Annotated in this window: 20 protein-coding genes; 13 read left to right on the top strand and 7 right to left on the bottom strand. The window is 62.7% G+C overall.

Going from position 1 to position 20,239, the window contains the following annotated elements; all coding sequences use genetic code 11:
- Window positions 1–194 precede the first annotated feature (194 nt).
- Both ACPPVP_RS09225 and ACPPVP_RS09220 read left to right on the top strand, forming a co-directional pair.
- Window positions 195–1,931: a flavin-containing monooxygenase gene (locus ACPPVP_RS09225; protein WP_426533348.1), complete on the top strand. Its 1,737-nt coding sequence runs from the start codon at window positions 195–197 to the stop codon at window positions 1,929–1,931.
- Between the two features lie 36 nt (window positions 1,932–1,967).
- Complete coding sequence (locus tag ACPPVP_RS09220; RefSeq protein ID WP_426533346.1) at window positions 1,968–2,930, top strand: dihydrodipicolinate synthase family protein; 963 nt, start codon at window positions 1,968–1,970, stop codon at window positions 2,928–2,930.
- Window positions 2,931–2,961: 31 nt separating this feature from the next.
- Here ACPPVP_RS09220 and ACPPVP_RS09215 read toward each other — a convergent pair whose 3' ends face one another.
- Window positions 2,962–3,540, bottom strand: a complete 579-nt coding sequence (locus tag ACPPVP_RS09215; protein WP_426533344.1) for a TetR/AcrR family transcriptional regulator — start codon at window positions 3,538–3,540, stop codon at window positions 2,962–2,964.
- A gap of 139 nt (window positions 3,541–3,679) precedes the next feature.
- On the opposite strand from ACPPVP_RS09215, the gene ACPPVP_RS09210 reads away from it, so the two are divergent.
- Both ACPPVP_RS09210 and ACPPVP_RS09205 read left to right on the top strand, forming a co-directional pair.
- Window positions 3,680–4,516: an alpha/beta fold hydrolase gene (locus ACPPVP_RS09210; RefSeq protein ID WP_426533342.1), complete on the top strand. Its 837-nt coding sequence runs from the start codon at window positions 3,680–3,682 to the stop codon at window positions 4,514–4,516.
- Between the two features lie 397 nt (window positions 4,517–4,913).
- A complete protein-coding gene (locus ACPPVP_RS09205) occupies window positions 4,914–5,402 on the top strand; it encodes a tautomerase family protein (RefSeq protein ID WP_426533340.1) in 489 nt (162 codons plus the stop codon).
- A gap of 187 nt (window positions 5,403–5,589) precedes the next feature.
- Here ACPPVP_RS09205 and ACPPVP_RS09200 read toward each other — a convergent pair whose 3' ends face one another.
- Entirely contained in the window at window positions 5,590–5,901 is a 312-nt protein-coding gene (locus ACPPVP_RS09200) for an Arc family DNA-binding protein (protein WP_426533338.1), read from the bottom strand.
- Window positions 5,902–6,102: 201 nt separating this feature from the next.
- Here ACPPVP_RS09200 and ACPPVP_RS09195 point away from each other — a divergent pair, with 201 nt between their 5' ends.
- On the top strand, window positions 6,103–7,668 hold the full coding sequence (locus ACPPVP_RS09195; protein WP_426533336.1) for an amidase family protein: 1,566 nt from the start codon (window positions 6,103–6,105) through the stop codon (window positions 7,666–7,668).
- 110 nt (window positions 7,669–7,778) lie between these two features.
- Window positions 7,779–9,407, top strand: coding sequence for a benzoylformate decarboxylase (gene mdlC / locus ACPPVP_RS09190; RefSeq protein ID WP_426533334.1), 1,629 nt, complete (start codon window positions 7,779–7,781; stop codon window positions 9,405–9,407).
- 134 nt (window positions 9,408–9,541) lie between these two features.
- Here the strand turns inward: mdlC and ACPPVP_RS09185 are convergent, their stop codons facing one another.
- Entirely contained in the window at window positions 9,542–10,162 is a 621-nt protein-coding gene (locus tag ACPPVP_RS09185; RefSeq protein ID WP_426533332.1) for a hypothetical protein, read from the bottom strand.
- A gap of 118 nt (window positions 10,163–10,280) precedes the next feature.
- Here ACPPVP_RS09185 and ACPPVP_RS09180 point away from each other — a divergent pair, with 118 nt between their 5' ends.
- A complete protein-coding gene (locus ACPPVP_RS09180; protein ID WP_426533330.1) occupies window positions 10,281–10,682 on the top strand; it encodes a hypothetical protein in 402 nt (133 codons plus the stop codon).
- 241 nt (window positions 10,683–10,923) lie between these two features.
- On the top strand, window positions 10,924–11,340 hold the full coding sequence (locus ACPPVP_RS09175) for a hypothetical protein (RefSeq protein WP_426533328.1): 417 nt from the start codon (window positions 10,924–10,926) through the stop codon (window positions 11,338–11,340).
- Window positions 11,341–11,543: 203 nt separating this feature from the next.
- On the opposite strand, the gene ACPPVP_RS09170 is transcribed toward ACPPVP_RS09175, so the two are convergent.
- Window positions 11,544–12,338 carry an SDR family oxidoreductase gene (locus ACPPVP_RS09170; RefSeq protein WP_426533326.1) on the bottom strand — a complete coding sequence of 265 codons (795 nt, stop codon included), beginning with the start codon at window positions 12,336–12,338 and terminating at the stop codon, window positions 11,544–11,546.
- A gap of 22 nt (window positions 12,339–12,360) precedes the next feature.
- Window positions 12,361–13,059, bottom strand: a complete 699-nt coding sequence (trhA, locus tag ACPPVP_RS09165; RefSeq protein ID WP_426533324.1) for a PAQR family membrane homeostasis protein TrhA — start codon at window positions 13,057–13,059, stop codon at window positions 12,361–12,363.
- 232 nt (window positions 13,060–13,291) lie between these two features.
- Between trhA and ACPPVP_RS09160 the strand changes: the two genes are divergently transcribed.
- Together ACPPVP_RS09160 and ACPPVP_RS09155 are read left to right on the top strand one after the other, a co-directional pair.
- Window positions 13,292–14,755, top strand: a complete 1,464-nt coding sequence (locus ACPPVP_RS09160) for a YcjX family protein (RefSeq protein ID WP_426533322.1) — start codon at window positions 13,292–13,294, stop codon at window positions 14,753–14,755.
- A complete protein-coding gene (locus ACPPVP_RS09155; protein WP_426533320.1) occupies window positions 14,752–15,783 on the top strand; it encodes a YcjF family protein in 1,032 nt (343 codons plus the stop codon). Before ACPPVP_RS09160 ends, ACPPVP_RS09155 begins: the two co-directional genes overlap by 4 nt.
- A gap of 81 nt (window positions 15,784–15,864) precedes the next feature.
- Here ACPPVP_RS09155 and ACPPVP_RS09150 read toward each other — a convergent pair whose 3' ends face one another.
- On the bottom strand, window positions 15,865–16,110 hold the full coding sequence (locus tag ACPPVP_RS09150) for a hypothetical protein (protein WP_426533318.1): 246 nt from the start codon (window positions 16,108–16,110) through the stop codon (window positions 15,865–15,867).
- 1,240 nt (window positions 16,111–17,350) lie between these two features.
- On the bottom strand, window positions 17,351–17,773 hold the full coding sequence (locus ACPPVP_RS09145) for a cupin domain-containing protein (protein ID WP_426533316.1): 423 nt from the start codon (window positions 17,771–17,773) through the stop codon (window positions 17,351–17,353).
- A gap of 499 nt (window positions 17,774–18,272) precedes the next feature.
- Here ACPPVP_RS09145 and ACPPVP_RS09140 point away from each other — a divergent pair, with 499 nt between their 5' ends.
- The 3 genes from ACPPVP_RS09140 to ACPPVP_RS09130 are packed head-to-tail and all read left to right on the top strand — an operon-like array spanning window position 18,273 to window position 20,207.
- Window positions 18,273–19,475: a GNAT family N-acetyltransferase gene (locus tag ACPPVP_RS09140; RefSeq protein ID WP_426533314.1), complete on the top strand. Its 1,203-nt coding sequence runs from the start codon at window positions 18,273–18,275 to the stop codon at window positions 19,473–19,475.
- Window positions 19,462–19,866, top strand: a complete 405-nt coding sequence (locus tag ACPPVP_RS09135) for an SMR family transporter (RefSeq protein WP_426533312.1) — start codon at window positions 19,462–19,464, stop codon at window positions 19,864–19,866. The genes ACPPVP_RS09140 and ACPPVP_RS09135 overlap by 14 nt, the downstream gene beginning before the upstream one ends.
- The gene (locus ACPPVP_RS09130; protein WP_426533310.1) at window positions 19,863–20,207 is read left to right on the top strand and encodes an EamA family transporter; all 345 of its coding nucleotides are present in this window, start codon (window positions 19,863–19,865) and stop codon (window positions 20,205–20,207) included. The genes ACPPVP_RS09135 and ACPPVP_RS09130 overlap by 4 nt, the downstream gene beginning before the upstream one ends.
- The last annotated feature ends 32 nt before the right edge of the window (window positions 20,208–20,239 follow it).

Raw genomic sequence — 20,239 nt, 5'->3', positions numbered from 1 at the left:
AGGCAATGACGGAACAAACACTCGGCTATTTCCGCAGCGCAACGTTCCCTGACCACTTTGGACCCGGCGTCAGCCGCCCGCGCAGCATAGGTGCCATTCGTGGCGCGGTGGCAGTCGCGCTTGCCGACCTCCGTGCACCCGCCCTAATCTTGCCAGCGGAAACGCGACAAGAAAACAAGAGGGAACGGACAGGCATGGCTCAGGCGAGTGCAGCGCGTCATTCCGAAACGGGAGAGTTTGACGCCATCGTGGTCGGCGCGGGCTTTGCCGGCCTTTACATGCTGCACCGGCTGCGGGGGCTCGGATTCACCGCGCGGGTTTACGAGGCCGGCGGCGGCGTTGGCGGTACGTGGTACTGGAATCGCTATCCCGGCGCCCGCTGCGACGTCGAGAGCTTGCAATATTCCTTCTCGTTCTCCGAAGAGCTGGACCAGGAATGGAACTGGTCGGAAAAGTATTCGCCGCAGCCGGAAATCCTCGCTTACGCCAACCACGTCGCCGACCGCTTCGACCTGCGCAGCCAGATCGTGTTCGATACCCGCGTCATCGCGGCAACATTCAACGAGGATACCGATAGCTGGCTGATCGAGACGGATCGCGGCGACAGCGTCACGGCCAAATTCTGCATCATGGCGGTTGGCTGTCTGTCGGCGCCGAACCGCCCGACCTTCGCCGGCATGAATGATTTTAAAGGGCCGATCTACCACACCGGCGAATGGCCGCACGACGGCGTCGACTTCACGGACTTGCGCGTCGGCGTCATCGGCACTGGCTCTTCCGCGATTCAGTCGATCCCGATTATCGCGCAGCAAGCCTCGCAACTCACCGTGTTCCAGCGCACCGCGACCTGGTCGGTGCCGGCGTGGAACGAAGCACTGTCGGCAGAATACTTAAAGGAAGCCAAGGCGCATTATCCGGAACTGCGCGCGAAGGCGCGCGCGCGTCCGACCGGATTTTATTTCCCGTTCAATAGCCAGCCGGCCCTGGAGGCGAACGAGGACCAGCGCCGGCAACAATATGAAGCGGCGTGGCAGCGCGGCGGGCTTCCTTTTCTCGGCGCCTACGGCGACCTGCTGTTCGAAAAATCGGCCAACGACACCATCGCCGAATTCGCGCGGCAGAAGATCCGCAGCGTCGTCAAGGATCCCGCGACCGCGGAGTTGCTGTGCCCGCAGAACGTATTCGGCTGCAAGCGGCTCTGTGTCGATACCGATTATTTCGAAACCTACAACCTGCCGCATGTGAAGCTGGTGGATGTGTCGAAGACGCCGATTGAGCGTTTCACGAGCGACGGCATCGTGGCGGACGGTACCGAACATAAAGTCGACGCCATCGTTTCCGCAACCGGCTTTGCCGCCATGACCGGCTCGTTCGACAAAATCAGGATCATCGGCCGCGGCGGCCGCACGCTCGCCGAGAAATGGCGCGCCGGCCCGCGCGCCTATCTCGGCCTCGCTTCGGTCGGATTTCCGAATCTCTTCATGATCACCGGTCCCGGCAGCCCGTCGGTGCTGGCCAGCATGATCCAGGCGATCGAGCAGCATGTCGACTGGCTGGCCGATTGCCTCGGCCACATGCGCGAGACCGGCGCCCGCAGCATCGAAGCGCTGCAGGCTGACGAGGACGCCTGGGTAGCGCACGTCAACGATGTCTCGACGGTTTCGCTGCGCTCGACCTGCAGCTCCTGGTATGTCGGGACCAACATTGCCGGGCGCCCGCGCGTGTTCATGCCCTATATCGGCGGCTTTCCGGTCTATGTGCAGAAGTGCAATGAAGTGATGAACAATGCCTATGAAGGCTTTGTGTTGAAGGGTGCGCGCCTGGGCAATACCCCGCCGCAGGTTCACTTCACCGAACGCTGGCACGTGCCGCTTGATATCGAAGTGATTTCGCCAGCCGCTGTGGCTGCGAAGCGCGTACCCGTCGTTTGAGCCGTCGGCCAGAAACAACGCTGAAGGAGACGAGACATGAGCCGCCATCCTGATTTCGTGCCGCAAGGTGTGATCCCGGCGGTGCTGCTGCCGTTCCACGAGGATTTGTCGATCGACGAGCCGAGCTTCCGCGCGCATTTGCGCGATGTCGCGGCGGTGCCGGGACTATCTGCGATCACGATCAACGCCCACTCCACCGAGGTCGCCTCTTGCACGCGCGACGAACAACGTCGCGTCATGGAGATCGCCGGCGAGGAAGTCGGCGACGCGTTACCGATCATTCACGGCGTCTGGGCGGACGGCAGTCTCGAGGCGGCGCGGATCGCGCGGCAGGCGCAGGCCGGCGGCGCTTCGGCGCTGCTGGTGTTCCCGCCGGCGCCCTTCACCCTTGGCCAGTCGGCCGAGATGGCGCTGGCCCATTTCAAGACCATTGCGGACGCGACCGATCTGCCGCTGATCGTATTTCAATATCCTCTCGCCACGGGCCAAGGCTATCCGGCGGCGACGCTGGAGCGGTTGTTCGACGAAGTGCCGGCCATCCGCGCCATCAAGGACTGGACGCCAACCGTGCCACAGCACGATAGCCAGATTCGCGCCCTGCAGGGGCGCGCGCGTCCCATCAACGTGCTGTCCACCAACAGTGCATGGCTGTTGAGCTCGCTGGTGCTCGGCTGCAACGGCCTGCTTTCCGGCAGCGGCAGCGTCATCGCCGACCTTCAGGCCAGGCTCTACCGCGCCGTCAAGGCCAACGATCTCGCGGAAGCCCGCCGGCTGAACGACCGGATATATCCGACGGCGCGCGTGTTCTACGCCGATCCCTTTGTCGACATGCACAACCGCATGAAGGAAGCGCTGGTGCTGCTCGGCAAGCTGCCGCGCGCGGTGGTGCGTCCGCCGCTGGTCAAGATATCGGACGCGGAAATTGCGCGGATCCGGGACGCGCTGATCGAGGCAGGGCTGCTGGGCACCCGCACCGCGCTGGGGCGCAACGCGGCATAGCGGCCGACAGATGCAAATCTCGTTGGATGATTTACTTCGGGGCGATAAGCGCGGTGGCGGTCTGCAACGCCGCAGCGAGGGCCTGATCTGCCCCCTCGCCGTCAGGCATCGCGCGCGAGATCGCAATTGCGCCGATCATCATGGCGATGATGCTCCACGCACGCTTCTCGCGATCAGGTCCTGCCCCGTCGAGGGCATTCGACATCTTCTGGACCAACACCAACATTCTGCGCTCGTAGGTGGCACGTATTTGGGGGCTTGATCGCGCAACGTCTGCGCTCAGGGTGGGCATGACGCAGCCGGATGCCGGATCTGCGCGATGGTCGGCGCTGATGTACATGGCCAACCATTCCTTGAGACGCGCTTGCCGTTCGGCAAGGCTCCCGCTCTCCGAGTCGATGAAGGGTTCGCCGAGGCAGCTCTCGATGACCTCATCGAGCAGCGCCTCCTTGTTTGAAAAGTTCGAATAGAAGGCGCCAGACGTGACGCCGGCCGATGCCGCGACGCCGTCAACCCCAATCCCATTAAAACCATTCGTTCTCAGAGCCTTGGCTCCGGCCTGCAGGATGGCTTGTTTCGCCCTCGCTTTTTGGTCCGACGGATATCTCATCACCAGCCTCTAACGATCGCTTGATCGCGTTTGATAGCGCTTGATCCTTGGAATAACGACCGTTATATAACGATCGTTATTCCAATGGCAACCCCCTCGTGATCGGTATCTAACCTCGCGATAAATCGAGAGAAAAGCGATGAGCACGACCTTCGAAAATGCGGCGACCCAATCGGTCGATGTGAACGGCACGAACTTCGTCTACCGCGAAATTGGCAAGAAGGGCGGCATCCCCTTGGTGCTCCTCCACCATCTGACGGCGGTATTGGACGACTGGGATCCGCGGGTCGTGGATGGCTTGGCGGCGAAGCACCACGTTATCGTGTTCGACAATCGCGGGGTCGGCGGCTCCGGCGGCTCTACACCCAAAACGGTCGAAGAGATGGCCCGGGATGCCGTCGCGTTCATCGGCGCGCTCGGCTTCCGTAAAGTCGATCTGATGGGCTTCTCGCTCGGCGGTTTCGTCTCTCAGGCCATCGCGCAACAACAACCCGGTCTGGTCCGCAAAATCATTCTCGCGGGCACCGGCCCGGCGGGCGGCGAAGGCATCGCCAATGTCGGCGCCGTTCTGCAGGACGCGTTTGGCAAGGCCGGCGCCGCCAACAAGCATCCGAAGCATTTTCTGTTCTTTACACAGACGAGCAACGGCCAGACAGCCGCCGACGGCTTCCTGCAGCGCCTGAAAGAACGCACCAAGGATCTTGATGCGCCCGTCAGCAACGAAACCATTCAGGCTCAGATCGCGGCGATCCATGCCTGGGGACAGGGTGATGCCACGAAACTCGGGACGGTTCAGCATCCCGTCCTGGTCGTCAATGGCGATGACGACGTAATGGTGCCGTCGCTCAACTCATTCGAACTCGCCCGCAGGCTGCCGAATGCACAGTTGAGCATTTTCCCCGACGCCGGGCACGGCGGCATCTTCCAGCACCACGCCGCCTTCGTTCAGCAGGCGCTCGCGTTCCTCCAGCAGTGAGCAGGGCCGATCTCATGGTCCGGCGCATGCACCTCGCGCCGGGACCATGAGTCCACCGAACGTCCATCGTCGCTTTCACGTTCAGGTCGCCTCGTGTCACGGCGCCGACGTCGCAAGGAGCACGCCGCAATGACCGATTACGTGCTGATCCACGGCGTAGGCCGTCGAGGCACTTCGGAGTCGTCTGTTCGTCGTGAGCTTGTCGGCACAAGGACCCAACATCCGCGTGACGGTCTGTCGGTCGCATCAAGTGCATCCCGTTGATCTCGCTGGCAGCCAACAAGTTCTGGGACAGCACGGTCGTGATTGAACGGTAACCAAGGATCGCGCGATCTTGAAACGCGAATGAATCCGAAAATGATATGATGACCATCATTCAAATTATTGGAGAAGCATGATGCCTCTTTGGAAAGTCTATCATCCCGTCGGCGCCTACTCAGCTCAGGATAAAAAGGAGTTCGCCGAAACAGTCACCGCGATGTATTCAAGGATTCCAATTCCGAAATTTTACGTCGTGATGATCTTCGAGGAAGTCCCCGCAGACTCCGTCTATGTCGGCGGCGTGCCGCACGGCAAGTTCATTCGCTTCAAGCTCGAGCACATGGCCAGGACGTTGCCCGGCCCCATCGTCAGGGAATGGTGGGTAAAGGCGGTCGACCAGTTGATCGCACCCTACGTGAAGGACCGGGGATACGACTGGGAAGTCACCATCGACGAGGTGCCGGCCGATCTTTGGTCACTTCAGGGTGAAATTCCTCCGCCCTTCGAATCCCACGCCGAAAAACGCTGGGTAAAGGAGAACCAGGCCAGTCCATACGGCCTGCAGGAGAGGTTGCCGGTCGGAGCCCTCTTCACGCCGGGCGTCACGGAAAAGTCCGCGGGCTAAAGCGGCGGACGGTCGCGCTCTCAATCGATGCCAGGCGCCGCTCCGATTCTCGGGCGGCGCCTGCCCAAGATCGAGAACCGCCGGATCATGACCATCTGAAAAGCCTCAATCGGGAGAGGAAAAAATGTCAGCGAGGCGGCATCGCTGCTGAAATTACAGCGCCGCCGCGACGGCCGCCGCACGGGCACTAATCGTCGCGCAGCCTGAGTTGCTCGACCATGGACGCTATCTCTCCCTCGAACTTCGCAAGGCGGTCGCCCTGTTCCTTGAGGCGGTCGGATAGCTTCTGCATCTCGTCGCGCTCAAGTGACTGCGTGAGCCGCTGAATGATCTCGTCGTTGAGCGAGCGCCCATTTGCCGCTTCGACAAGTTTGTCTCGCATCCCTTCTGGCAGACGGATCTGAACCCGATCCAAAGTCTTGCCAGTTGCTGTTGCTTTCTTTGTCCGGGGTGCCACGTCCCTGGCTGATTTCGGTAAGGTTGCCTTTTTCTTGGCCACGCTCGTCTCCCCAAAGGCCAAGCCGCAAGAAATTGCGCCTCGATGAAGCTTGCGAAGCAATCCGACAATTCAGGCGTGATTGAGGACGTTGGCCGAAGATCAGGCGCGCTGGATTCGATCTGATCCCACAAAAGTCCCCGCCCATCTCGACTCGCCGCCCCAGCGTCTTTAAACGTTGCCGTCACAGCAACGGGGCGAGAAATGGCAAAGAAAACCGTCAACAAGCAGAAGAGCGTCGCGAAGGCAGCCAAGAAATCAACGAAGAAATCGGCGGAAAAGTCCGCGGTCCGCACGACCGCAAAAACACAGAAGAAAGCGGTCTCACAAAAACCCGCCAAGGCGCGACCGCCCAAGGGGCCTGTTTGGCAATGGTCGGCGCTGCAGACGGCAGCCGCCATCCGCTCCGGGGCGATTTCCTCGGTTGAAGTTGTCGAAGCGCACATCGCGCGCATGCGCGACGTCAATCCAAGGCTCAACGCGGTCGTCGTCGACCTGTCGGAGGACGCACTCACGGCGGCCAAAGCCGCGGACAAGGCCCTAACAAGAAAGACCGAGCTCGGCCCGCTGCACGGCGTACCGATCACGATCAAGGAAAACGTCGACTATGAGGGGCGGCCCAACCCCAACGGGGTGGCCGCGCAGATGAATATCATCGCGCCCTCCGACGCGCCTGTTGTCCGCAATCTCAAGAAGGCCGGCGCGATCGTGCTCGGCCTGACCAATACGCCCGAATTCTCGTTCCGCGGCTTTACGGATAACCCGCTGCACGGGCTGACGCTGAACCCGTGGGATCCTGATATCACCTGCGGCGGCTCATCGGGCGGCGCCGGCAGCGCGGTGGCAGCCGGCATCGGCACGATCGCGCACGGCAACGACATCGGCGGCTCGCTGCGCTGGCCGGCGCACTGCAACGGTGTCGTCACGATCAAGCCGACGCAGGGCCGCGTCCCGGCCTATAACGAGAGCGCCGCGGCCGAGCGGCCGATGCTCGCGCATCTGATGTCGGCGCAAGGGCCGCTGGCGCGCAGCGTCGGCGACGTCCGGATGGCGCTCGAAGTCATGAGCCAGCGCGATCCGCGGGATCCCTGGTGGGTGCCCGCCCCGCTCGCCGGGCCCAAACCAAAGGGCCCGATCAAGGTCGCGTTGGCAAAACTGCCTGATGACATGGACGTCGCGCCCTCGGTCCGTGATGCGCTCCGGCAGGCCGCCGACCATCTCGAACGTTCGGGCTATCGCGTCAGCGAAATCGAGGTTCCCGACATCAGCGGCGTCTGGCAGACTTGGTGCGACATCATCGCCAACGAAACCGCGATGCTGCAGGAAGCCGCGATGCTGAAAGTCACTTCGCCGGATTTCCATGCCGCGTGGGGTGGCATCAAGGCGAAGGCAAACACGCTCGACCTGTTGGGCTGGATGCGCGCCACGGCGGCGCGCAACACCCATATCCGGGCCTGGCAGTTGTTCTTCGAGGAGTTCCCTGTCGTGCTCGCGCCGACGACGGTGAAGCCGACGCCCGGCCCGCGCGAGGATGCCATCAGCCCGGAGCGCACACGCGAACTGTTCTGGAACGATTTGCGTTTCATTTCCGCGATCAATGTGCTCGGTCTGCCAGGCGCCGTCGTTCCGGTCATGCTGCACGAAGGCCATCCGATCGGCGTGCAGCTGATCGCGGGACGCTATCGCGAGGACCTCGCCCTCGATGCTGCGGCGGCTATCGAGAAGCGCGCAGGCGCGCTGGTGCCCCGGCTGTGGGAGAAGATGGCCTGATCCCCGGGCGCCACCGCGCGCCATTGGCTTGACTTCACGAGGCAATCCATCGAGAGGTGGATCGCCTTCGCGCCATGGCGGAGCAAGAAAAGTCAAATGGGGGCCGCCCGATGTCGCAGCGCAAGTCAGCCAAAACCGCGAGCGCCGCGCTCACCGTAAAAGAAGCCACCTTCGGCCTGTTGCGCGCGTTCGGCATCAAGCGCGTGTTCGGCAATCCCGGCTCGACCGAACTGCCGTTCCTCAGCGACTGGCCGGATGACATCGATTATGTGCTCGGCCTGCAGGAAGCCTCCGTCGTCGGCATGGCAGACGGTTATGCGCAGGCCACCCGCAACGCCGGCTTCGTCAATCTGCATTCCGGCGCCGGCGTCGGCAATGCGCTCGGCAACATCTACACCGCCCATCGCAACCAGACGCCGCTCGTCATCACCGCCGGCCAGCAGGCGCGTTCGATCCTGCCGCTGCAGGCCTTTCTCTACGCCGAGCGCGCTTCCGAATTTCCGCGGCCTTATGTCAAATACAGCGTCGAGCCGGCGCGCGCCGAGGACGTGCCGGCGGCGATCGCGCGCGCCTATTACGTCGCGATGCAGCCGCCTTGCGGGCCGACCTTCGTCTCGATCCCGATCGACGACTGGACGCGCCCGGCGCAACCGATCGAAGCCCGCAAGGTCAGCCGCGAACTCGGCCCCGATGCGGAGGCGATGAAGGCGCTGGTCACAGCACTCACGGCGAGCAAGCGCCCTGCCCTCGTCGTCGGGCCCGGTGTCGACCGTGCCGGCGCCGTCGATCTGATGGTGCGGGTCGCGGAGAAGGCAAAGGCAGCCGTCTGGGTCAGCCCGTTCTCGGCGCGCTGCTCATTCCCCGAACGGCATCCGCAATTTGCCGGCTTCCTGCACGCCTCGCCGGGACAGCTATCGGACGCGCTGCGCGATCATGACCTCGTGGTCGTGATCGGCGCGCCGGTGTTCACCTTCCATGTCGAGGGCCACGCCGCGATCTTCGACGGCGCCACCACGATCTTCCAGATCACCGACGATCCAGACGCCGCCGCCGTGACGCCGTCAGGCGCCAGCATCATCGCCACCATGAAGCCGGCGCTTTCGATGCTGCTCGACCTGCTGCCGGAATCAAAGCGCGCGATACCCACGGGCCGCACGCTGCCATCAGCGCCGTCAGCCGCCGATCCGCTGCCGGTCGAATTCCTGCTGCACTCGCTGTCGGAAGCCATGCCCGCCAATGCGGCGCTGGTGGAGGAAGCCCCCTCGCATCGCCCGGCAATGCAAAAATTCATGCCGATGCGCGGCCAGGACAGCTTTTACACCATGTCGAGCGGCGGCCTCGGCTACAGCCTGCCGGCTGCCGTCGGGATGGCGCTGGGACGTCCCGATGTCCGCACCGTCTGCCTGATCGGCGACGGCTCGGCGATGTATTCGATCCAGGCGCTGTGGACCGCGGCCCGGCGCAACCTGCCGCTGACGGTGATCGTCATCAACAACGCCGGCTACGGCGCGATGCGTTCGTTCAGCCAGGTGATGCAGGTGCGCAACGTGCCGGGCCTCGAACTGCCCGGCATCGATTTCGTCAAGCTCGCCGAAGGCATGGGCTGCCACGCCGTGCGGGTGACGAAATCATCCGAACTCGCGGGCGCGCTCAAGCAAGGGCTTTCGCATGACGGCACCAGCCTGATCGAGGTGATGGTGGATTCCGCGGTGCCGCTGCTGTACGCGCAGAAGGGGTGAGGCGAGACTCTATCCACGTCATTGCGAGCGAAGCGAAGCAATCCATGCTTCCGCTTGCCACACTATGGATTGCTTCGTCGCTTCGCTCCTCGCAATGACGTCGAGGGATCTCCCACTTCCCTACGGGCAGAAAGCTAGCCCCGCCGCCCGGCGCGCGCCGCCGCGATCTCGTTCGCAAGCCGCCCATAATCCGCCCAGACCAGATGCAGGAACAGCGGCGGCTCATGCCGCGCCTGCAGCATTTGGGCGTAACGCTCCTTGGCTCCGTCCATCTCCCACCATTGCTGCGCTGATGCTGCGATCTTGCGGAAATGACTGAGCGTTCCCGAAAATTTTCGGCGGTCAGCGTCCGCCAGACTAGCGCAATGATTGAGCCAGTTGAATCCGGCGATGACGGCAATCGCCAGATCGCTCATCGTATTGCCGGTGAATTCAATCACCGTGTCATCGTGCGGCAGCTGGCGAAGATAGCCTTCCAGTATCACCGGTTGCGTGTCGGGCTCGGCGAGCAGCCTGAGTTCGCCCCGCGGCACCGCCAGCAGATAGCGTACGGCTTCCAGCCGCGTGTGGTTGCAGACGGAGTCCTTGTCGGCGCCGGCATCGGATGCAGTCCGCTTGCAGGCCGGATAAACCCATTTCCCGTTATCGACCTCGTCGAGATATTGTTTGCCCTGCTTTTCGATATCCGCCAGCAGCGCATGCGGCGCATCCGGCGCCGCTGGAGCTTTCGCGAATGGCCAGCCACGCCAGCTCATGAAACCTCTTTGATTCAAAGGCTCGACAATTGGGACGCGAGCTCCGTGCGCATCACTACTTGACGGCCCTCTACGCTCGCACGAGAATTCAGCATGGGGCAACTCTGGAGTGAGTATCATGAAGCAACCAGGTTTCGGAAAAGCCGCCCTCGCCCTCTCCGTCTTCACATGCGCGACCATGCTCTCATTTGACTGGAGCGAACAAAAGGGCGCTTCGCTATCCATCGAGCGCGCGCAGGCGCAGATGGGTGATCCCTACACCCCGGGCGATGCCCGGCGGCAGGCGCGGCGGACCGCGGCCGGTGCGGCCGCCGTGGGCGCCGATGCCGTCGCAGCCGGAGCGACCGCCGCCTACTACGGCGGAAGCGGCCCCTACGCCTATTACGGCGGCAGCAGCCCGTCTGCCTATTACGGCGGCCCGGGCGTATGGAGCCAGGACTACGCCGCGCGCAACGGCATCATCTGCCAGCCCGGCACCATGGTCCGTCTCGACGACGGCCTGATGCACCACTGCCAGTAAGCGAGAGGAAACGGGAAAGGCGGCCGCAAGGCCGCCCTTCTCGCTCGCAACCCTGTCGAGAATGCTGCGTCACCGGATTTTTTTCCGAACGGCAGGCCGCCATTTCATAAAACCTCTTTTGAATCAACGGCTGGATACCCGTTCCGCCCGCGGCACCCGGCATTTGCTTTGACATAGCGCAAGGGTCGGCCATGGACGCCCGCACGATAATTGCGCGTGGGGCAACCCGGGAGAGGAAACCATGAAACAGGTAAGTCTGGGAAAAGCTGCCATCGCGGTCTCGGTCTTTGCGTGCGCGACCATGCTCACTTTTGACTGGACCGAACAAAAAGGTCTCTCGCTATCTGTCGAGAGCGCGCAGGCACGGGTCGGCCGTCCGCTGACCCCCGTCAGCGTCGCGGGCGTTGCCCGTCGGCAGGGACGGCGGGCCGCGATCGGTGCGGCAGCGGTCGGCGTCGGTGTGGTGGGCGCGGGCGTTGCCGCAGCAGGCTATTATGGCGCTACGGCCCCGTATTATGGAGCCACGGCCCCGTACTACGGAGGCGGCGGACCCTACGCCTATTATGGCGGTCAGGACTACGCGACGCGTAACGGATTCGTCTGCCAGCCCGGCACCATGACCCGCCTGGATGACGGCCGGATGTATCCCTGCCAGTAAGAGAGAGGAAACGGGAAAGGCGGCCGAAAGGCCGCCGTTCTCGCGATGCTATTTCCGGTAGGCTTCCCGCATCCGACGCGAAACTCCCTCCTCCGTCATTGCGAGGAGCGGAGCGACGAAGCAATCCATGCTTCCGCGTGCGAGGACAGATGGATTGCTTCGCTTCGCTCGCAATGACGAGGGGAGGTTCGTGCGCCCTCAGCTCACTTGCCGTAACTCTCCCGCATCTTCGCCTGGATCTTCGCCATGCCCGAGATCCAGCGGTCGTAATTCTCGGTCTTCTTGCGCATGTAGCCCAGCACCTGCGGGTGCGGCAGGATCACAAAGGTCTCCTCTTCCAGTCCCTTCAGCACGTCCTGCGCCACCTGCTCCGGCGAAAGATCGCCGTCGCCGGATTGCGGGCCCTTCGGGATCGAGCGCAGCATGTTAGTATCGACGCCCTGCGGGCACAGGATCGAAACCTTGATGTCGTCGGCCTTGTGCGAGATCGCGAGGTTTTCGGCAAAGCCCACCGCGGCATGCTTGGTGGTCGAATAGGCCGGGCTGCCGACCTGCGACAGCAAGCCAGCCGCGGAAATCGTGTTGAGGAAATAGCCGCCGCCGCGCGCCTTCATGCGCGGGATCAAATGCCGCGCCGCATAGACATGCGCCATGACATGAACCGCCCAGCTTCGCTGCCACGGTTCGTCGGAGCTTCCGCCGGCATTCACCGACAGTGGATCGAAACCGCCGCCGATGCCGGCATTGGAGCAGAACAACGCGATCGGGCCGAACTGATGTTCAGTCTCCTCGATGACGTGAAGGATATCCTTCTCCTTTCCGACATCGCATTTGAAGGCCGCCCCACCGATCGGCGTGGCGACGGTGCGCGCGCCGTCGGGATCGATATCGGCGACGACAACCTTGGCAGCGCCGGCGCGATGAAAGGCCTCGCACATCGCCTTCCCGATGCCGTTGCCGCCACCGGTGACAACCACGACTTTGCCGGTCACCTGCATGGCCGCTCTCCCTCTAATTTTTTTACGTCAAAACGATCAGGTCGAGTATAGCCGTATAATGGCAGGCCGCGCCGAGCAAGACGAAGCCATGCCAGATCGCGTTCTGGAAGCGCAAGCGCTGCCAGGCATGGAAGACCACGCCCAGACTATAGAGCACGCCGCCCGCCACCACGAGCCCCAGCGCCAGCGGCGGCACCGCCTTCACCACGGCATCGCCGAGCATCACGCCGCTCCAGCCCAGCGCCAGATAAAGGCCCACGGCCAAGCGATCGTATCGCCCCGGCAGCGCCAGCTTCAGCACGACACCGGCGATCGCGACGCACCACACCCCGATCAGCAGCGCAATCGCGAGATAGCTCTCCCTCAGCGCCATGATGAACGGGGTATAGGTGGCGGCGATCAGCAGGTAGATCGCGGAATGATCGAAGCGGCGCAGCACCCATTTGGCGCGCGACACCGGCCAGAGATTATAGATCGCCGAAAATGTCAGCATCGCGAGCAGGCCCGCGACGTAGACCGATACCACGGCGATTTCGAACGCGCTGCCATAGATCGCGGTCAACACGATCAGCGCGGTGGCCGCGACGAGCCCCAGACAGACGCCTGTGACATGCACGACGCCATCGGCAATCAGCTCGGCGCGATCATAGTTCCACTGCATGGCGCCGGCCGCCGCATGGAAAGATGTCGAGGCGAGTTGTTTCAGTCTGAAGATGGTCATGCAGGTCCACCTGATCTGGTGAGGGAGCGACAGGAGGCTGATTAAGGGACTTGGGCCTTCCGGGGTCAACGCACCCCTTCAACGCCATCGCCGTGGCATTTTCGTGCTGCCGCTGACCGTATATCTCCGGGGAAGCCCGTGGCCAGCCGATCACGGACGCTTGATTTTGTTCCGCCAGTCGCCACTTTCCTGTCATCGCCCACCAACGCTTCTATCGAGCCTTCACGCCCGCATGGCCCCCAGTTTTTCAGACATCGTCGAGGAAGCGCGCCTGTCGGCACGAGCCCTTCTCGACTACGGCGACAGCTTCTTCCATCCGACCGTGCGGCTCGGCGTCACCGGCCTGTCGCGCGCCGGCAAGACCGTGTTCATCACGGCGCTGATCCACGGCCTGACCCGCGGCGGAAGGTTTCCAATATTCGAGCCCTATGCCACCGGCCGGATCGCCCGCGCCCGGCTGGAGCCGCAGCCGGACGACGCCGTGCCGCGCTTCGATTATGAGAACCACGTCCGCACCCTGATCGAGGAGCGGCGGTGGCCAAGCTCCACCGTCGACATCAGCGAACTGCGCCTCGTCATCGACTACCAGCGCCAGAACGGCGCCGACCGCACACTCACCATCGACATCGTCGATTACCCCGGCGAATGGCTGCTGGACCTGCCGCTGCTCAACAAGAGTTTTGAGCAATGGTCGGCGGAAAGTCTTGTGCTGTCCCGCGAGGGCCCGCGCGCAAAGCTCGCCGCGCCCTGGCATGAACATCTGAAGACGCTTGATCCCGAGGGCCGCGAGAACGAACAGCAGGCGCTTACCGCGGCGAAATTGTTCACCGACTATTTGCGCGCCTGCCGCGACGAACGTTTTGCGATGAGCCTTTTGCCGCCCGGGCGTTTCCTGATGCCGGGCAATCTCGCCGGCTCGCCGGCGCTGACCTTTGCACCGCTCGAAGTGGCTGCCGACGGCAGCGCGCCCGACGGTTCGCTATGGGCGATGATGCGGCGGCGCTACGAGGCCTACAAGGACGTCGTGGTGCGTCCGTTCTTTCGCGATCATTTTGCCCGGCTCGACCGGCAGATCGTGCTGGTCGATGCGCTCGCGGCGTTCAATGCCGGGCCGGAAGCGCTGCACGATCTCGAAGCCGCGCTGACGGGCATTCTCGATTGCTTCCGCATCGGCCGCAGCACGATCCTGAGCAGCCTGTTTCGTCCCCGGATCGATCGCATTCTGTTCGCCGCCACCAAGGCCGATCATCTGCACCACCAGAGCCATGACCGGCTGGAAGCCGTGCTGCGGCGGGCGGTCGCCAAGGCCGCCGACCATGCCGAATATGCCGGTGCCGCCATCGACGTGGTCGCGCTGTCGGCGGTGCGCGCCACGCGCGAGGCGCAGGTCGCGCGCGGCCGGGAGAAACTGCCGTCCATCATCGGCACGCCCGCGCCCGGTGAGACCGCGAATGGCGAGGCCTTCGATGGCGAGACCGAAGTCGCGACCTTTCCGGGCGACCTGCCCGCGGACCCTGAAGAACTGTTCAACGGCGGCTTTCGCGGCCTTTCCAGCACCGCTTCCGAGCAGGCCGATTTCCGTTTCCTGCGCTTCCGGCCGCCGCTGCTGGAACGCGCGTCCGACGGCGAGCCCGCACTGCCTCACATCCGCCTCGACCGGGCGCTCCAGTTCCTGATCGGAGACCGACTGCAATGAGCGAGAAAACGCCGCATCGGCGGCCGGCCACGTTCAAGCTCGACGATCCCGGCGTGGTCGTGATGGGCCCGGATGAAACCGGACGCCCTTCCCGCGGCACCGTGCAGATTACGCCCGAAGCTGATCCTGCGCTGTTGCCGGTGCCGATCGCGGCGCCGCGCGTTCTAGCGCGCCGCGGCTTCCGCTGGGGCACGCTGTTCTGGTCCGCCGCCGGTGGCCTCGTGCTGCTGGCCTCAGGCCTCGGCGTCGTCAACCTGATCGAGGATCTGTTCGCGCGCAGCCAGACGCTCGGCTACGTCGCGCTGGCGTTCGCCGCCGCCGCGGCGCTGGCGCTGGCGGTCGTCATCGGACGCGAAGCCTTCGGACTGGCGCGGCTGGCGGCCATCGAAAAACTGCATCAGCGCGCGATCGAAGTGCTGCGCAGCGACGACCGCGCCGAAAGCCGCGCCATCGTCAACGACCTGCTCAAGCTCGCGCATCAAAATCCGCAACTGGCGCGCGCCCGCGCCGCGCTGGTGAGCCATGCCGACGACATCATCGACGGCGCCGACATGATCAAGCTCGCCGAGCGCGAATTGTTGGCACCGCTCGATGAAGAGGCACGCCGGCTGGTTTCAGCCGCGGCACAGCGCGTCTCGGTCGTCACCGCGGTGAGCCCCCGCGCCCTGATCGACGTGCTGTTCGTGTTCGTCGCCGCGATGCGGCTGATCCGGCAACTGGCGCGGCTCTATGGCGGCCGGCCGGGCACGCTCGGCATGTTCAGCCTGCTGCGTCACGTCATCGGCCATCTCGCCATCACCGGCGGCATGGCGGTCGGCGACAGCCTGGTGCAGCAGATGCTCGGCCACGGCATCGCGGCAAAACTCTCGCAGCGGCTCGGCGAAGGCGTGCTGAACGGACTGCTCACCGCGCGGCTCGGGTTAGCCGCGATCGACGTGACGCGCCCCCTGCCGTTCACGGCGCTGCCGCGCCCGGCGCTCGGCGATCTCGCCAAGGATCTGCTGCGCAAGCGCGACGACGAGCCGTGAGCGTTAACCTGCGGCGTTAGCGCCGCCGCGCTACTCCGGTCGAAGACTGCTCAAGGCCCCGCAGAAACGCGGCGCTTACTCTTAGGGCCTGTAGGTACCGGGGTCCGCGCCGCCAACCAAGCCGCCTCTGTTGTTCGGGTTGCCGTAGTACTGACCGTAGCTGCCGCCGCCCATGCCGACCGTACCTTGGTAGGGCCTGGCGCTCGTCCTGTACTTGTGGCTCGACGTGTACTTGTGATGACTTGTGTAATGATGACGTGTCGCTGCAAGTGCGAACGTGCTTGAGAGTGCGAACACCGAAGCCAATGCTAATGTCGCAAGTTTCATGGTCGTTCTCCCTTGATTTTAGGGAATCTGTTTCAACCCACCATGATGGTTTATGTTCCAAACCGTCTTATGATTTTCTTGTTCCAAACCCTCTTCAGGGCGACGGAAGCCGCCAAGCTGCCGCCAACCCCTGTTGTACACCCGCAGGCCTCCTCGGTTCACGCGCGTCAATGACTATCGAAAGCCAGGGGCGAGGGCTCAAAACCAGAGGCGTTGGCGAACGTCGGTTTTGGTTCGGAGAGGAGGCTCAGGTCGGAAATCGGCACGAACATATTCATCAGATATCAACTTAACCGTGCTACGCGACACTTGAACACCGATTAATTGCAACGGCCAACACGTATTTCTTTTTATGGGATGGAGACGCTTGGGTATGTCTTCGCAATGGTCAAAATGGTGGTGGCTTCGGATACTCTCAATTCCAACATGGTCCGTCGACGAACGACGCGCACTATGCGCGTTCGGCGCGATATTTCTATCTATCTTTCTGTTCGCGGTTTTGGTCATCTTCAAACTGTTGTGGGGACTTGATTTTGAACCGCACTTCAGTCTGGCCGCATCGATCCCGATAGCGATCCTTTTCGCTATTCTCAACACTCGCGGAATAGCAGGTGAGATATTCCCCAACGCGATAAGAAAGGGTGACGACGCAGCGGTGGAGCGACTTGGAGGATCTGTATTTCTGCCGCCCGAATATCCTCGCCTTTGGTGGATCGACTATAGATACACCACTCGATGGTCGCATGAGGAGCAATGGATAAGAAATATGATCTTCGTTGTCGCGTTGTCGATCTTTGCTCCGTCCGTCCTTTTCCTGGTTCCTCACCTAATGACGTGGTTCGGGCTCAGCAAGCGAATTTCGATCCTCCTAACGTTGGCTACGACGTTGCCGTTATCGTTCTTCATCGGTCGTCAATTCTGCATTTGGCGGTGGCCCGACTTTGTTAAAACAGCTGATGATAACGCGGTTGCACGATATAACCGCGGCCAAACGCGGCCATAAAATGTCGACCGACCTGCGCAGGCTGCCCTTAGCTCGACCCGTAAATTACAGCGAGTGGTGTTAGCGTCGGAGCACCTTTGATGTCCGTTCAGGAAGTCGGCCCTCGTGACAGGAATGTCCGTGCGACCCTTCGTAAGCAGACATCCGCGGGCCATCACAGCAGGTTTGAAAAGTGCCGCCATAACCTGAAGTGGTGGCACTTCCCTCATCGCGGCCGCCTAGCTCCAGAGTGCGATGTCAAGGGGCGTTGATCTGAAGTGGCTGATCCTTGCCGACATATTGGAAGCCTAGCCCCTTGGCCGACTCGGTGGCACTCGCATTCCTCAAGTTGTGACGCTCGCCAGGCAACTCCACATACGCCTGGCCCGCCGAATACGTCCGTGGCGGCTTCCCATCCAGCTCCAAAACAAGAGAGCCCTCGAGGACGTAGACGAACCTTGGAGTCGGATGAAAGTGCGGTCCGGTCGCCGCGCCTGGCGGAATGTCCGCGACCCAAACTTGCATCTCCTTACCATCGAGGTCGCTCAGAGGCGTCTTGAGCAAGTCCATACGCTTTATCGGTTGTTGCTGCTGCGCACACACGATCTGGCCGCCCAAGATGCCTGCTGCGACCGCAGCAATCAGCGTCGTGGCGGTTTTGATAATAGGACTCTGATGCATGGATACCCTCCTCTTACTCGTTCCGCCCACCGGCGAACACGGAGCATCGATAAGGCATTTATGCGCTCCAGCCCCGCCGTGTAGCAGAGCCATTCGCAGACCTGTCTACCAGACAGCAAACCCAGCGGGCCCTCGAGCGCACCGGCTTTAGGATATCCTTCTAATCCGTCGCGAACAATGACTGCTTGGGGCCAGATGCGGTTCATCGACGGCTAGCTCGCCGGATTCCTTGGGCGCATAGCTCTCGTAGGGTAGGCAAAGGCGCACATGCGCCGTGCCCACCATTCTTCGCCGAACGCACCTCTTGATGGTGGGCACGCTTCGCTTTGCCCACCCTACGACTCCGCATGCGGTCACGCGTGGCGACAGATGCCGATTTAATTGCCGGGCAGTGTGGCACGAGTGCGCGTGAGGGTCATCACATTGCACCGCGACCGACTTCGATACTCTGCCTGCATCGAACGCAACGCAGTTTCTCGAACTCAACAAGTGGGACGCAATGAACGCAATCACCGCAACGATCGCAGTGCCGCCATCGGCACAGGCGCCCACAGCAACTGTCGGGTCCGCGCTGCGCGCCTTCGTGGCGCGAGGCAAGGAAATCCGCTTGTCGCCGCTGTGGAAGCAGGCCTTTGCCGGCAAGCGCAAGGATTATCGCTACTACGACATCGTCGAAGATACGATGCATCCCGAGATCACGCACCGCTATCTGATGATCACGGATCAGCTCAGCCAGGCCGGCACCGTGCAGCCGTTTTTCGTCACGTCAATCGACATGGCCGAGGGCGTCAGTGCGAGCGTGAAATCCTGGATCGACACCGTTCGCCGCGCGTGGCCGGGTTTCCTGCGCACGCGGGTGCTGATGGTGGGATGCGTTGCTGGCGAAGGCGTGCTCGACGGCGACGTGACGTGGCAGATGCAGTGCATCCCGGTGCTGAAAGACGCGCTGGTCGAAGAGGCCTACAAGCTCGGCGCGGGCCTGATCGTCTTCAAGGAATTTCGCGCCTCCCATCGCGCGGTGCTCGATCGCCTGCAGGCCGACGGCTTTGCCCGTGTTCCGAGCATGCCGATGACGCGGCTGAATTTCGACTTCGATTCATTCGACGAATATTTGTCGAACAAGCTCGGCTCCGCCACCAGGAAGAACCTGCGCCGCAAGTTCAAGGCGATCGACGCTGCCGATCCGATCGAGCTGACCGTCTCGACCAACATCGAAGCCGAGGTCGACGAGCTCTATCCACTCTATCTGCAGATCTATGAAAAATCCTCGATGCACTTCGAGAAGCTCACGCCCGAGTTTCTCGTGCAGCTCGGCCGCGCGATGCCCGACAAGGTTCGCTATTTCGTGTGGCGGCAGAACGGTCGTCCGGTCGCCTTCAGCATTTGCACGATCGACGGCGACACCATCTGCGACGAATATATCGGCATCGACTATCAATCGAGCGTCAGCGCCGGCCTCTACCACTATACATTTCGTGACATCGTGAACTGGGCGCTCGGCAATGGCCTGAAGGCCTATGCGAGCACCGGCCTTTGCTACGACCCGAAGCTGCACCTCAAGCAGGAACTCGTGCCGCTCGACCTCTACGTCCGGCACCGGTCCGCGATCGGAAATTTCGTCATGAAGTACATCGTTCGATGGCTCGATCCGACGCGCCACGACAAAACCCTTGCGGAGTTTTCGAACTATGCTGACCTCTGACCTGACCCTTCCGGGCTTTAGCCTGAAGCTCTCGGCCAGCGCAAAGGCCTACATCAAGCTCGGCGCATGCGCCGGCCTACTCGCGGCTGGCGAGATTCTCCTGAAGATCGGCGCGACCGCCCAACCGGACTCGCCCATGACGCATTGGGCTACCTGGATCGGCATCGTCTTCTACGTCCTGAACTTCGTCGCGTGGCTCGAAGCTCTCAAGACGATCCCCGTGGGTATCGCCTTCGCGGTGCAGAGCATCGTTCAGTTGATGGTGCCGGTCTCGGCCTGGCTGTTCCTGCACGAGCAGATCAGCTCGGGCCGCGCGCTCGGAATCCTGTTGGTCTTCGTCGGTGTCTTCCTTGCGGCGGCGCCGTCGGCAGTTGCGGATGAACGCCTATGACTACCTTCACGCTTTTCCTCTGCCTGTTCTGCCAGGTCCTCGTGGTTGCCGGAAACCTCCTGCTCAAGCATGCGATGGCCGGCATCGACGGGCAAGGGCGATCACGGGTTCAGACCGGCTCGTGGCTGTTCGCCGGCATCGCTTTGTTCAGCCTGTGGTTCTTCCTGTGGCTGGATCTCCTGAGCAAATATGAGCTCAGTCAGCTCTACGCGTTCGAGGGACTCGCGCCGGTCTTCCTGATGGCTGCCGCCTGGCTCTTCCTCGGCGAGAAGGTGCCGCTTCGCGGCTGGATCGGCGTCAGCCTGATCGGCGGGGGGCTGATGCTCGTGGCGGGGGCCTGAGGCCGCGTCGCGGGAGGCGTTGAGGGCTCGCA

The organism is Bradyrhizobium sp. McL0615 (assembly GCF_049993905.1).
Classification (GTDB): Bacteria; Pseudomonadota; Alphaproteobacteria; order Rhizobiales; family Xanthobacteraceae; genus Bradyrhizobium.
Note: the sequence above shows the minus strand (reverse complement) of the source record. Positions and strands in the feature narration are given on the sequence as shown.